Origin of the sequence: Mesorhizobium sp. M1365, assembly GCF_040317865.1 — a bacterium.
Classification (GTDB): domain Bacteria; phylum Pseudomonadota; class Alphaproteobacteria; order Rhizobiales; family Rhizobiaceae; genus Mesorhizobium.
In genome coordinates, this window is sequence record NZ_JAMYLG010000001.1 from 69,535 (window position 1) to 83,457 (window position 13,923).

General features: G+C 63.2%; 11 protein-coding genes. 4 read left to right on the forward strand and 7 right to left on the reverse strand.

Going from position 1 to position 13,923, the window contains the following annotated elements; translation table 11 throughout:
- Positions 1–232 precede the first annotated feature (232 nt).
- Genes NKH04_RS00305 through NKH04_RS00315 form a run of 3 tightly spaced genes read left to right on the forward strand, consistent with a single transcriptional unit; the run spans position 233 to position 4,841 of the window.
- Positions 233–3,163 carry a molybdopterin oxidoreductase family protein gene (locus tag NKH04_RS00305; RefSeq protein ID WP_353043904.1) on the forward strand — a complete coding sequence of 977 codons (2,931 nt, stop codon included), beginning with the start codon at positions 233–235 and terminating at the stop codon, positions 3,161–3,163.
- Positions 3,160–3,894, forward strand: coding sequence for a 4Fe-4S dicluster domain-containing protein (locus NKH04_RS00310; RefSeq protein WP_352470094.1), 735 nt, complete (start codon positions 3,160–3,162; stop codon positions 3,892–3,894). The genes NKH04_RS00305 and NKH04_RS00310 overlap by 4 nt, the downstream gene beginning before the upstream one ends.
- Before the next feature lie 11 nt (positions 3,895–3,905).
- Positions 3,906–4,841 carry a dimethyl sulfoxide reductase anchor subunit family protein gene (locus tag NKH04_RS00315; protein ID WP_352613905.1) on the forward strand — a complete coding sequence of 312 codons (936 nt, stop codon included), beginning with the start codon at positions 3,906–3,908 and terminating at the stop codon, positions 4,839–4,841.
- Between the two features lie 2 nt (positions 4,842–4,843).
- On the opposite strand, the gene pdeM is transcribed toward NKH04_RS00315, so the two are convergent.
- The 5 genes from pdeM to NKH04_RS00340 form a co-directional block, all read right to left on the reverse strand.
- On the reverse strand, positions 4,844–5,560 hold the full coding sequence (pdeM, locus tag NKH04_RS00320; RefSeq protein WP_353043905.1) for a ligase-associated DNA damage response endonuclease PdeM: 717 nt from the start codon (positions 5,558–5,560) through the stop codon (positions 4,844–4,846).
- The gene (locus NKH04_RS00325; RefSeq protein ID WP_353043906.1) at positions 5,557–8,079 is read right to left on the reverse strand and encodes a ligase-associated DNA damage response DEXH box helicase; all 2,523 of its coding nucleotides are present in this window, start codon (positions 8,077–8,079) and stop codon (positions 5,557–5,559) included. The genes pdeM and NKH04_RS00325 overlap by 4 nt, the downstream gene beginning before the upstream one ends.
- A 67-nt stretch (positions 8,080–8,146) precedes the next feature.
- Positions 8,147–9,058: a C40 family peptidase gene (locus tag NKH04_RS00330; RefSeq protein ID WP_502902701.1), complete on the reverse strand. Its 912-nt coding sequence runs from the start codon at positions 9,056–9,058 to the stop codon at positions 8,147–8,149.
- Positions 9,021–9,371: a MarR family winged helix-turn-helix transcriptional regulator gene (locus NKH04_RS00335; protein ID WP_023676939.1), complete on the reverse strand. Its 351-nt coding sequence runs from the start codon at positions 9,369–9,371 to the stop codon at positions 9,021–9,023. Before NKH04_RS00335 ends, NKH04_RS00330 begins: the two co-directional genes overlap by 38 nt.
- A 68-nt stretch (positions 9,372–9,439) precedes the next feature.
- Positions 9,440–10,804: a leucyl aminopeptidase family protein gene (locus NKH04_RS00340; RefSeq protein WP_352613902.1), complete on the reverse strand. Its 1,365-nt coding sequence runs from the start codon at positions 10,802–10,804 to the stop codon at positions 9,440–9,442.
- A gap of 122 nt (positions 10,805–10,926) precedes the next feature.
- Between NKH04_RS00340 and NKH04_RS00345 the strand changes: the two genes are divergently transcribed.
- Positions 10,927–11,748: a tetratricopeptide repeat protein gene (locus NKH04_RS00345; protein ID WP_352470190.1), complete on the forward strand. Its 822-nt coding sequence runs from the start codon at positions 10,927–10,929 to the stop codon at positions 11,746–11,748.
- Between the two features lie 112 nt (positions 11,749–11,860).
- On the opposite strand, the gene NKH04_RS00350 is transcribed toward NKH04_RS00345, so the two are convergent.
- Positions 11,861–12,877, reverse strand: coding sequence for a type II secretion system F family protein (locus NKH04_RS00350; protein WP_023676936.1), 1,017 nt, complete (start codon positions 12,875–12,877; stop codon positions 11,861–11,863).
- A gap of 9 nt (positions 12,878–12,886) precedes the next feature.
- Entirely contained in the window at positions 12,887–13,900 is a 1,014-nt protein-coding gene (locus NKH04_RS00355; RefSeq protein ID WP_353043907.1) for a type II secretion system F family protein, read from the reverse strand.
- Positions 13,901–13,923: the final 23 nt, after the last annotated feature.

Consider the following 13,923-nt stretch of genomic DNA (forward strand, 5'->3'; position numbering starts at 1 on the left):
TTAGACAGATCGGTCGCTTTGTTCTAAATTTTGGCCCGAAATTGGAAAAAAGTCGCGCCAGAGCAGTCGAGGTAGAATTGGTGGGGCGGTTCAAATCCGTGTTTGCGCACTGGACCCGCAGCCTGCGGTGGCGGCTCTTGGGTGAACGCTATCGGCCGGAAGAGCATTACATGCGCGGCCCAGGTCCGAAGACGAGAGCCAAGTTAGCGGAGCGCAAGAGCATCACCGGATCATGACCAACAACCTGCTGCGCGGAGCCAATTCGGCACCATCACAACGGCCGCTTGCCGATACGCGCGCGCCCGCTGAACGCGATGGTGTCGATACGTCGCCTGATGTCTCCGACAGCATCGCCAAGACCACCTGCTATATGTGCGCCTGCCGCTGCGGCATCGACGTCCATATCAAAGACGGCAAGGTCCGCTACATCAACGGCAACAAGGATCACCCGGTCAACCGCGGTGTGCTGTGCGGCAAGGGCAGCGCCGGCATCATGCAGCATTACAGCCCGGCCCGGCTGAAGAAGCCGCTACTGCGCACCGGCCCGCGCGGCTCGGGCGAGTTCCGCGAGATTGAGTGGGAGGAAGCTTTGTCGATCGCGACAGAACGGCTTTCGAACATCCGCCGAACCGATCCGAAGAAACTTGCCTTCTTCACCGGGCGCGACCAGTCGCAATCGCTGACCGGCTGGTGGGCGAGCCAGTTCGGCACGCCGAACTTCGCCGCCCATGGCGGCTTCTGCTCGGTCAATATGGCGGCCGGCGGCCTCTACACGATTGGCGGCTCGTTCTGGGAGTTCGGCGAGCCCGACTGGGACAACACCAAATATTTCATGCTGTTCGGGGTTGCCGAAGACCATGATTCCAATCCGATCAAGATCGGACTCGGCAAGCTCAAGGCGCGCGGCGCCAAGGTGGTTTCAATCAATCCCTGCCGCACCGGCTATAATGCAATTGCCGACGACTGGATCGGCATCCGGCCCGGCACCGACGGCCTGTTCGTATTCGCCCTCATCCATGAATTGCTGAAGGCTGGCCGCATCGATCTCGAGTACCTCTTGCGCTACACCAATGCCCACATCCTGGTCGTTCAGGAGCCTGGAGCTGTCGATGACGGGCTGTTCATGCGCAATGGCGACGGCAATCCGCTGGCTTGGGACAGGGTGGCGAAGACGCCTGTCAATGCCAGCGATGCCGACGCGAAGCCCGCATTGACCGGCAGCGTTCTCGTCGACGGCCGCCGCTGCGTGCCGGTCTTCCAACTTGTCGCCGACCGTTATCTGGACGAGAGCTATTCACCGGACGCCGTCACTGACCGGTGCGGCATCTCCGCCGACACCATCCGACGCATTGCCGCAGAACTCGCCCATGTCGCCTTCGAACAGCAAATCGAATTGCCGGTGGCCTGGACGGACTGGGCCGGCCGCCGGCACGAGACCATCAAGGGTCGCCCGGTGTCGATGCATGCGATGCGCGGCATCTCGGCCCATTCGAACGGATTTCACACTTGCCGCGCCATTCATCTGCTTCAGGTGCTTCTCGGCACGGTGGACGTGCCGGGCGGCTTCCGCTTCAAACCGCCTTATCCGCGGTCCGCGCCGCCGGGTCCAATGCCCGCCGGCAAGAATGTGAAGCCGATGACACCGCTCGAAGGCATGCCGCTCGGCTTCGTCTGCGGACCGGAGGACCTGCTGATCGATGAAGGCGGCAAGCCTGTTCGTATCGACAAGGCCTACTCCTGGGATGCGCCGCTGGCCGCACACGGGCTCATGCACACGGTTATCCGCAACGCCTGGGCCGGCGATCCCTACAAGATCGACACGCTGTTTATGTACATGTCCAACATGGCCTGGAACTCGTCGATGAATACGGTCGAGACGATGGCGATGCTGACCGATATCGGTGCGTCGGGCGAGTACAAGATCCCGTTCATCATCTATTCCGACGCTTATTATGCCGAGACCGTGCCTTTTGCCGATCTGGTGCTGCCGGACACCACCTATCTCGAGCGTCATGACTGTATCAGTCTGCTCGACCGGCCGATCAGCCATGCCGACGGTCCGGGCGACGCCATCCGCCATCCGGTCGTCGAGCCGGACCGCGACGTCAGGCCGTTCCAGACGGTGCTGATCGAACTCGGCGCGCGGCTCGGTCTGCCCGGCTTCGTTCATGACGACGGCTCCGCCAAATACCGCGACTATGCCGACTACATCGTCAATCACGAGCGCACGCCAGGTGTCGGTCCGCTCGCCGGCTGGCGCGGCAAGGACGGGGCCTCGGTCGGCAAGGGCGAGGTCAATCCCGACCAGTTGCAGCGCTACATAGATAATGGCGGCTTCTGGCACCAGGATTTCGCCGCCGATCAGCGCTATTACAAGATGGCCAACCGCTCGTATCTCGAATTGGCTGAGAGCATGGGCTTCATGCCGAAGGCCGAGCCGATCGTCTTCCAACTCTATTCGGAGCCGATGCAGCGCTTTCGCCTTGCGGCGCGCGGCCATGGCGGGGTGCTGCCGCCGGAGGCGGAGCGCAGCCGCATCGAGACCTATATGGATCCGCTGCCGTTCTGGTATGCGCCCTTCGAAGAGGCTGCGGTCGACAGCCAAGCCTATCCGCTGCACGCGCTGACGCAGCGGCCGATGCACATGTACCATTCCTGGGGCGGGCAGAATGCCTGGCTAAGGCAGATCACCAGCCAGAACCGACTGTTCGTGCACTACCGGACGGCAGCCGGCCTCAGCCTTGTCGACGACGATTGGGTTTGGATCGAGAGCATCAACGGCAAGGTCAAAGGACAGATCAAGCTGGCCGACGGCGTCAACGCCGATACGGTGTGGACCTGGAACGCGATCGGCAAACGGCGCGGCAGCTGGGGGCTCAAGGACGACGCGGCCGAATCCAATCGCGGCTTCCTGCTCAACCACATCATCGGCGACCAGACCTCCGCCGATGCCAACGGCAAACGCTATTCGAATTCCGACCCGGTAACGGGCCAGGCCGCATGGTTCGACCTGCGCGTGCGCATCGTCAAATGCGCGCCCGAGGAAGCGGGCTTCACCGAACCGCAGTTCGAGCGGTTCCGCCAGCTGCCGGACTCTGAGCTCTCGCCCGACAAGCTCAGTTTCGGCGCCGAGTTCCGCATGAAAAGAGAAGCCGCGGAATGACTTGCCTTCCCGCCCATACCGACAAGAAGCTCGGCCTTGTCATCGATCTCGACACCTGCGTCGGCTGCCAGGCCTGCGTTACCGCCTGCAAAGAATGGAACACCGGCGGCCATATGGCGCCGCTAACCGACATCGACCCCTATGGCGGCAATGTCGACGGCGTCTGGTTCAACCGCGTGCACAGTTATGAGCACATGACCGAGATGGGTGGGCGCACGGTCAATTTCCCACGCTCCTGCCTGCACTGCGAGACGCCGGCGTGCGTCACGGTCTGCCCGACCGGCGCCTCCTACAAGCGGGCGTCGGATGGCATCGTGCTGGTCGACGAGGACAAATGCATCGGCTGCAAATTGTGCAGCTGGGCCTGCCCCTATGGCGCGCGCGAGTTCGACACCGATGTCGGCGTGATGAAGAAATGCACGTTGTGCGTCGACCGCATCTACAACGACAATCTGGCGGAAGAAGATCGCGTGCCGGCCTGCGTCGCTGCTTGCCCGACCAGCGCGCGGCATTTTGGCGATCTGGGCGATCCGGCATCCGCTATCTCGCAACTGGTGGCCGAGCGTGGCGGTGTCGATCTGATGCCGGAAATGGGCTATAAGCCGACCAACAAATATCTACCGCCACGTGCCCACACCACCCGCGCCGCATCGGTGCCGGCGCCAGCGCTTGAAGCGGTGCGGGCCGAAGGCGGCTTTCTCGGCTGGGTCGACCGCATGCTCTCGAACTGACCCGTGCCTTCATGCATCCAGCCTTCTCCGTCGTCTTTTTCACCACGGCCACGGGCGCCGGTTACGGCCTGCTCGCGCTGCTTGGCGTGCTCGCTGGACAGGGCTTTATCCCGCCCGATTTCTGGCTTGGCCTCACCGGCATGGGGCTGGCGCTTGGCCTGATCTCGACAGGCCTGCTGTCGTCGGCCGGCCATCTCGGCCGGCCCGAACGCGCCTGGCGTGCCTTCTCGCAATGGCGTAGCTCATGGCTGTCGCGCGAAGGTGTTGCCTCGGTCGCCACCTTCGTGCCGGCGGGGTTGTTCGGTATTGGCTGGGTGGTCCTCGGCCGTACGAGCGGCTGGGCGGCTGTCGCCGGGCTGCTCGCTGCCATCGGCGCGGTCGCAACCGTCTGCACCACCGGCATGATCTACGCGTCGTTGAAGCCGATTGCCCAGTGGCACAGCCGCTTCACCCTGCCCGCCTACCTGGTCTTTTCGGCGATGACCGGCAGCGTACTGCTCAACGCCCTGCTGCAGGGATTTGCCGCAGGCTCGAATATGCTTCTGGCGGGTGCCCTGTTGCTGACCGCGCTCGGCTGGGGTTTGAAGCTGGCGACCTGGCGATACAATGACAGGCTGGAGATCCCGACCAATGCCAACACCGCAACCGGGCTTTCCGGCGGCACGGTGCGGTCGCTGGAATGGCCGCATACCGAGGAAAACTATCTGCTCAAGGAGATGGGTTTTCGCATTGCGCGCAAGCACAGCGCTAAACTCCGCCAGATCACGCAGGTGCTGGCATTTGCTTTGCCCGCGTTGCTGCTGGTCGCAGCGTTCGCCTTGCCGTGGCCCTATGCGGCAGCACTGTCGATACTCGCCGCAATCGCCCAACTCGCCGGAATGCTGGTCGAGCGCTGGCTGTTCTTCGCCGAGGCCAAGCACACGGTCACTTTGTACTACGGCAGGTAGGTTCAGCCCGGTCTGAGCATCGCGTGGGAAATCGCGAAAATGCGCTCTGTGCCAAGCATATAGGCCATCAGCGTTTCGCGGCGGAACAGCCCGGCATAGGCGCGATCGAGCACGTTGAGCGAGCCGGTATAGGCGCCGAAAGCCGGCATGATCATGCGGCCGCCATCGCCGGCAAAGCAACGACGCCGCACCGAACGGCCTTGCTGCACGATGCGGGCGCAAGGATGCAGGTGGCCTGATATCTCGCCTTCCACTCTCACCGCCGAAGGCTCGTGTCGGAAGAGTAGCGAGCCGATAGCCAATTCGCGTACGGTCTCGCCTGGCAAGTCGGCCGGCGCTTCAGGATCATGATTGCCGGCGACCCAGAACCAGTCGCGCCCGACCATCAACCCTTCCAGCCTTTGGCGAAAGCTCGCGTGCATACGAGCGGCGCCGCCGCCATCGTGAAAACTGTCGCCCAGGCTGATAACGATCGCAGGCTGATAATCGGCGATCACCGCCTGCAGCCGGAGCAACGTCGCACCGGTGTCGTAAGGTGGGACCAGCGTGCCGCGCCTGGCCAGTGATGAGCCTTTTTCCAGATGCAGGTCGGATACGGTCAGAAGCCGGAATTCGGGAAAATAGAGCACGCCGCGACGGTCGCAGATCGCGCGTTCGCCGGCGATACGGACAGTGCCAGCATCCGCCAGAGGCGCAGCCATGGCGAGCGCGACAGTCATTTCGTCCCCATGGCCTCCTCGACCAGCGTGGCTGCATCCATCAGCAGCGTGTCATCGGCCTCGCCGTGCACCGGCATTTTGCCGATCTCGAGCATGATCGGCACGGCGAGCGGCGATATCTGCTCGAGGTTCTTATGCATGATTCGACCTTGGACGCGCGAGAGCATCTCGGCAAGTCTGCTGACATCCAAGAGACCGGTCGCGGCATCGGCACGCGTCGCCTGCAAAAGGATATGGTCGGGCTCGTGGCTGCGCAGCACGTCGTAGATGAGATCCGTCGACACGGTTACCTGGCGGCCGCTCTTCTCCTGCCCTGGGTGGCGTTTCTCGATCAATCCCGAGATCAGCGCGCAATTGCGAAAGGTGCGCTTCAACAACCAACTGCCGGCGAGCCAGGCTTCGAGGTCGTCGCCCAGCATGTCCTGATCGAATAGCGCAGCCAGCGACGGTTTCTTCGCCCTGAACATATGGCCCATATCGGCCAGCGACCATATGGCAAGCGCATAGTCGGTGGCGACGAAGCCGAGCGGCTTGGCTCCCGCCCTGTCGAGGCGGCGGGTGAGCAGCATGCCGAGCGTCTGGTGCGCCAGCCTGCCCTCGAACGGATAGGCCACCAGATAGTAGCGGTTGCCGCGCGGAAAGGTCTCGATCAGCAGATCGTCGCGTTTCGGCAGCACCGACTTGTCGGCCTGAAAGCGTAACCAGTCGGCGACCTGCTCCGGCAGCTTCTTCCAGCGCTGCGGATCGTCCAGCATGGCGCGGACCTGTTCGGCCAGGTACGTCGAAAGCGGGAATTTGCCACCACCGTAATACGGCACCTTGGCGTCGCTGCCGGGTGCATTCGAGACAAAGCACTCATTCTCGCGGATACCTTCGAAGCGCAGCACCTTGCCGGCGAACATGAAGGTGTCGCCATGCGTCAGCGTTTCGAGGAACGCCTCCTCGATTTTGCCCAGAACCCGGCCGCCACGCGAAGCCGCGCCTCTGCTGCCGGCCTGGACATAGCGGACGTTGAGCGCCGGCACTTCGATGATGGTGCCGACATTGAGCCGGTATTGTTGGGCGACGCGAGGATTTGAGACCCGCCACAGCCCGTCCTTGTTGAGACGAATACGGGCGTAGCGTTCATAGTTCTTCAGCGCATAGCCGCCGGTGGCGACGAAATCGATGACGCGATCGAATGTCGGCCGATCGAGATCGGCATAGGGTGCTGCCGTTCGCACTTCCTCAAACAGCGCATCGGCATGGAACGGCGCACCGCAGGCACAGCCCAGCACGTGCTGCGCCAGGACGTCGAGCCCGCCATTGACCAGCGGCGGCGTATCCTGGGCACCGAGATAATTGGCGTCGAGCGCCGCCCTGCATTCCAGCACCTCGAAGCGGTTGGCCGGTATCAGGATCGCCTTCGACGGCTCGTCCATACGGTGGTTGGCGCGGCCGATGCGCTGCGCCAGCCGGCTGGCACCTTTCGGCGCGCCGACATGGACGACTAGATCGACATCGCCCCAGTCGATGCCGAGGTCGAGCGTCGACGTGGCGACGATGGCGCGCAGGGCGTTCTCGCCCATTGCCTTTTCGACACGCCGGCGCTGCGCGACGTCGAGCGAGCCGTGATGCAGCGCGATCGGCAAGGTCTCCTCGTTGACCCGCCACAACTCCTGGAACAGCAACTCCGCCTGGCTGCGCGTGTTGACGAACAGCAGGGTTGTCTTGTGGCGCTTGATCTCGTTGTAGATTTCCGGCGTTGCGTAGCGGGCCGAATGTCCCGCCCACGGCACGCGCTCCTCCGAATCGAGAATGGAGATGTCGGGCTTGGCGCCGCCAGTGACGACGATCAGTTCGGCCATCGGCCCCGGTGGATTCTGGCTGACCAGCCAGCGCCGCAATTCGTCAGGCTCGGCGACCGTCGCCGACAGGCCTATCGTCTGCAGGGCGGGCACAAACGAGCGCAGCCGGGCCAGCCCGAGCGACAGGAGATGCCCGCGCTTCGAGGTCACCAGCGAATGCAATTCGTCGAGCACGACATAGCGCAGGTCCTCGAAGAAGCGCCTGGCATCGGGCGCGGCAATCAGCAGCGCCAATTGCTCGGGCGTGGTCAGGAGAATGTCGGGCGGCGCCAGCTTCTGCCGCTGGCGCTTGTGTGCGGGCGTGTCGCCGGTGCGCGTCTCGACAGTGACCGGCAGTCCGATTTCTTCGACGGGTTTGCCGAGATTGCGCTCGATGTCGACCGCCAGCGCCTTCAGCGGCGAGATGTAGAGTGTGTGGATGCCTCGATGCGCCTGCCCCGGCCTTCTCCTCGGCCGGCCGGCCAGTTCGGTCAGCGATGGCAAGAACCCGGCCAGCGTCTTGCCGGCGCCGGTCGGGGCGATTAGCAATACCGACCGGCCGCCCTGGGCTTTGGCCAGCAAATCGATCTGGTGGGCGTGCGGCGACCAGCCCTTTTCCGCAAACCATTTGACAAATGGCTCGGGCAGGACGACGGCGGCATTCTGTTCGGCAAGGCGCGGCTGCTCTGTCACGCGCCAGACGTAGCGCGGCGGCGCGCAATCGCCAAGCAAAATCAGAACAAAAGGTGATCGATTCGCGTTACGGCCGGCGAAACCCGGTCGGTCCGCCATAGAGATAGCCGATACGGGCGACCGCCTCCCTCAGTCCTTCACGCGACACCAGCATGGTGTGGCCGTTGGCGTGGATCATGGTCTCCGGATCCGTCATGATCGCGACGTGGCCTTTCCAGAAGATCAGGTCGCCGCGCCGCAACCCGGCAAAATCCGGCCCGGGTTCGAGCGGCTCGCCGACGGTCGCCGCCTGCATGTCGGTGTCGCGCAGCACTTGCCTGCCAGCCATGTGCATTGCAAGTTGCACGAGACCGGAACAATCGATGCCGAAGCCGGAGACGCCGCCCCACAGATAGGGCGTGCCGAGAAACGCCTCGGCGACCGCGACGTAGTCGGGATGAACCTCGGCGACCGGCCTGAGATGACCCGAGATGACCGCGTGGCCGGACGGCAGCAGAGCATAATGCGTGCCGCGCGTTTCCGCTGAGCCTTTCACTGTTACCGCCGATCCCATCGAGAGTTGCCCGCTGATCGGGAACCGCAAATCCGGTCCCGGATAGAGGAAAGTGCGCGGCACCGAGACAACATGCGTGGGCGCATGGTCCCGACCGCCCAGCACGGTGTCGGCGACATAGCCGACATAGCCGTCGCGCTCGGCCTGTATCCAGGCCCAGCCCTCAACGTCCTCGAAGACGAGGACGTCTTCGCCGAACAGAAGCTGGGTATCGACGCCGGCGTCCGGCCGCGGCGCCTTGCGGATGTCGGCGACGGAGGCTGATATGCGAGCCGGCCGGCCGGCGACGAAACGGTCGGCGGCGACCTCGCCTCGCAGCCTGGCGTCGGCGAGATCGGAGCGGAAGGCATGGAGGCGGGCATCCCTGGCGGTCAAATCGGCAACTCGTTCAAATGGGCAACTCTTGGGCTCTGGCAATGATAACATCGCCAAAGCGCTCGACAAAGAGCGCGCCTTCGACTGTGCGCCTGACCAGCACGTTGCGCTTGTCGAGCTCGTCGCGGTGGCGCGACACCAGTTTCAGCGCCCCCATCGTATCGAGCGCACGGGTGATCACCGGCTTGGTGACGTTGAGGCGGGCGGCTAACCCCCGCACCGTGTGCGGCGGCGGATCGAGATAGATGGTGAACAGGATCGCCGTCTGGCGCATGGTGAGATCGGGCGCGTCGTCGCGCACCTCCGACAGCACCACCTGTTGCCATAGTCGCAACGCTTGGCTTGGACGCATGATAATCGACATCCGTCCAGCATGGCGGAAAATTGTTTCGGTTCCGTTTCAGTCCATACCTTCGTCGGCTACTCCTAGAATCAGCCGTAGCGGTTCGAAATGACCTGCTCCAGCGCCCGGATGCCTTGCGCTTCGCCACCGGCAAGGCCGTGCGGGCGGTCGAACGGGTTCCAGGCGAAGATGTCGACATGCGCCCAGCCGGCGGTCTTTTCCACGAAGCGCTTCAGGAAAAGCGCCGCCGTGATCGAGCCGGCGAAACCGTCCGGCGTGACGTTGTTGACGTCGGCCACCTTCGACGCCAGCTTGGCGTCATAGGGCTTCCACAACGGCATCCGCCATAGCGGATCCTCGACCGCAACGGAGGCGTCCGCCAGCTCGGATGCAAGCGTCTCGTCACCGGTATAGAACGGCGGCAAGTCGGGACCGAGCGCAACACGGGCAGCGCCTGTCAGCGTTGCCATATCGACCAGCATCTGCGGCTCTTCGTCATCGGCCAAGGCCAGGGCATCGGCGAGCACCAACCGTCCTTCGGCGTCGGTGTTGCCGATTTCGACGGTAATGCCCTTGCGGCTCACCAGCACGTCGCCTGGCCGGAAGGCGTTGCCGGCTATCGAATTCTCGACAGCCGGGATGAGCACGCGCAGCCGAACCTTCAACCCGGTGGCCATGATCATGGAAGCGAGACCTAGCACGTTGGCAGCGCCACCCATGTCCTTCTTCATCAAAAGCATGCCCGAGGACGGCTTGATGTCGAGACCGCCTGTATCGAAGCAGACGCCCTTGCCGACCAGCGTTATCTTGGGGGCATTGTTCGGCCCCCAAATCATGTCGATCAGGCGTGGCGCGTCGGCAGAAGCCCGACCGACGGCGTGGATCATCGGAAAGTTGGCGGTAAGAAGATCGTCGCCTTTGGTCACCGATATTTCGGCCTTGTGCGTCGCGGCCAAGGTCCGGGCGGCCTTCTCCAACTGCCCGGGGCCCATATCGCTGGTCGGCGTGTTAACCAGATCGCGCGCCAGGAAAATGCCATCGGCGAGGCGGCGGATGCGGGCGGCGTCGGTGCCTGCCGGCAGCGCGAGGCGAAGCGTCTTGCCTGGCTTCTTGCCGTAGCGGGTGAAGACATAGCCGCCGAGCGCCACGGCGAGTGCCGTAAGCTCCGGCTTGGCCGGTGCGGACGCAAAATGCCACTCGCCTGCGGGCAAGGCTCTCGCTAGTGCGCCGATGGCCAGTGCGCCCTCGCCATCACCGGTGCCGAACAGGGCTCCGGCAATCGCGCCGTTGTCGCCAGGCATGATCAGCGTCCTGCCGGCCTCGCCGGAAAAGCCGTTGGCCTTGGCCCAGGCGACCGAGGATGGCGCAAGGCCCGCCGCCGCCAGAGCATCCTTCGCCACCAGATGGACCGGCAGCGCATTGCTCAATTCTTTCTCGACGAGTTCGACAGGCATTCGCTGGCCTCCGGCTTCCGAGTCGGCGTTTCTTAACTCTCCGTTAGGGTTAACAGAATATTTCTGCGGGAGGAAAGATGACCTCGCAAATGGTCACGCGCATGAACGGAGCCCTGGTGCCGATGCCGACCAACCGCAGGATGAACGCCAGCGCAAATAGGCTGATCACCACGGCGTTGATGATGGTGCTTGCTGCAGGCGTCGCCGGCTGCGGAACCAGCAAATTGACGACTGGCTCGATTTCTCGTCCAAGCGGCAAGCCGCTGGAAACAATGTCGGCGGGCGAACTGCACAACGCTACGATGGCGCTCGGCCAGTCCTATTCGAAAAACCCCAGCGACAAGCGGATCGCGACAAATTATGCCGCGGCGCTGCAGATGGACGGCGACGCAGACCAATCGCTTGCGGTGATGCGCAAGCTGGCGATCGCCCTGCCGAAGGACCGCGACGTGCTCGCCGCCTATGGCAAGGCGCTTGCCGCCAACGGACAGTTCGAACCGGCTCTCGATGCCGTGCGCCGCGCGCAGACCCCTGAATATCCTGATTGGAAACTGGTGTCGGCGGAAGCTGCCATTCTCGACCAGCTCGGCCAAAAGGACGAGGCGCGCCAAGGCTATCGCAAGGCGTTGGATCTCAGGCCGAACGAACCGTCGATCCTTTCCAATCTCGGCATGTCGTACGTGCTGGAAGGTGATTTGCGCACGGCCGAAACCTATATGCGCTCAGCCGCCCAGCAGCCGAATGCAGACAGCCGCGTCCGCCAGAACCTTGCGCTGGTCGTCGGTCTGCAAGGCCGTTTCGACGAGGCCGAGAAGATCGCCTCGCAAGAGCTGTCGCCGGATCAGGCGCAGGCTAACGTCGCTTACCTTCGCCAGATGCTGGCGCAGCAGAATGCCTGGAGCCAGCTCAAGGACCAGGACAAGGCAAAGCCCGCCACCAACTGACCGCTTCGAGCGCCGAACCGGCGCGCGAATTCCGCAACATGTCTAGCAAAGCCGCGCTGCACCGGCAGCGTGGCCCTGAATCGTATCAGCGTTTCTGGCAACGCCGCTGGCGCTACTCGCTGCTGGATTTCGGCTGGTCGCCAAAGATGCCGCGCTGGCTCACCTGGATGCCGGCGGGACCCAGAATGATGGCGAACAGCACCGGCAGGAAGAACAGGATCATCGGCACGGTGAGCTTCGGCGGCAGCGCGGCCGCTTTCTTCTCGGCGGCATTCATGCGCATGTCGCGGCTCTCACTGGCAAGCACCCGCAACGCATGCGCCACGGGCGTGCCGTAGCGCTCGGCCTGAACCAACGCCTGGGACACCGACCTGACGGATTCCAGGCCAGTTCGGCTTGCAAGGTTCTCGTAGGCCTGCTTGCGCTCCTGCAGATAGGAAAGCTCGGCGTTTGTCAGGATGAATTCTTCCGCCAATGCCACCGATTGCGCGCCGATCTCATCGGCGACCTTGCGAAGCGCCGCTTCCACCGACATGCCGGACTCGACGCATATCAGCAACAGGTCGAGCGCGTCCGGCCACGCCATCTGAATCGACTGCTTGCGCTTGGTAGCGCGATTGTTGACGTAGAGCACCGGCGCGTAGAATCCCGCATAGGCTACCACGATGCACACGAACAGCTTCACGAAAAGCGGCTGCTCGGGCAATCCGCCGAGCACGAACAGATACATCGCCGCCAATGCAAAGCCGATGAAGGGCAGGACGAGACGGAAGAAAAGGAAGCGCGTCAGCGGATTTTGCCCGCGAAAACCCGCCACTTTCAATTTCTGCAAGGTACCTTCATCCGCCAGCGCACGCCTGAGATCCAGGCGATCGACAATATTGCGCATGCCGACCGACTGTTCTTCGCGCAGGCCCTTGCGGCGGCGGTCGGCTTCGACTGCCAGCCGCGCGCGCTGCTTGGCGCGCAGCTCATCGCGCTCCAGCGCTACGGATTTCATGCGCGCCTTGAGCTGGTTCCCGCCAAAAGCGGGCAGCAGCGTGAAGACGGTCGCAAACACCGCGATGCCGACCAGCAGTGCGATCAGCAGGGACGGGTCGGTGAGAGTTCTGATGACGTGATCGGTCATACGCGAGTCCTAGACTTCGAAATTCATCATCTTGCGCATTACCAGGACGCCCATCGACATCCAGACGCCGGAACAACCGAGGATCAGATGGCCGGTGCTGGTGATGAAGAGGGGCATGATGTAGTTCGGGCTCGTCAAATAGACGAGAAAGGCGACGACGAAAGGCAACGCGCCGATGATCACGGCGGATGCCTTGGCTTCCATGGACAATGCCTGGACCTTGGCTTTCATTTTCTTGCGGTCGCGAAGCACGCGCGAAAGATTGCCCAGCGCTTCGGAAAGATTGCCGCCGGCCTGAGACTGGATCTGGATGACGATGCCGAAGAAGCTCGCCTCGGTGCACGGCATCGTTTCTGGCATGCGCATGGCCGCGTCAGGGATCGACAAACCCATTTGCTGCGAATCGACTATGCGGCGGAACTCGGTCTTGACCGGCTCGGGGGATTCGTTGGCGATCAGACGCACGGCGTCGTTCAGCGGCAGGCCGGATTTTACCGCACGCACGATGATGTCGAGCGCGTTCGGAAATTCGTTGAGGAACGCCTTGACGCGGTGCGCGCGGCGAAACGAGACGAACCAGCGGGGCAGACCCAAGACGCCGACCAGCAGCGCAGCCGGCAAGACCAGCAACGGTGCGCCGATGAAATAGACAAGAGCCGTCAAGACGACGCCGCAGACCGCCGAGTAGACATAGAAGCGCTCAAGCGAGATCTTCATGCCGGCCTGACGGATTTGGATCTTCAGCGGTGGTTTCTTGACCAGGCTCTGATTGGACTTTTGCTTTTGATCGAGATCCTTCAGCGAATCCTGGACGGACTTGCGACGCTTGGCCGCTTCCGCCACGCGATCGCGCGACGCCTTGACGACGGAACGATCCGTCTCGGCGGTCTTGATCGATTCAAGCCGCTTGCCGACCTGCTTCTCGGTGCTGATCCGGTTGAACAGGAAAGCATAGGCCACCGCGCCGGCGCTGAAGCCGGCGAGCACGACGAATGCCAATACGGTGCCGTCAATTCCGAACATCGACCCTGGCCCCCACGCTTCCA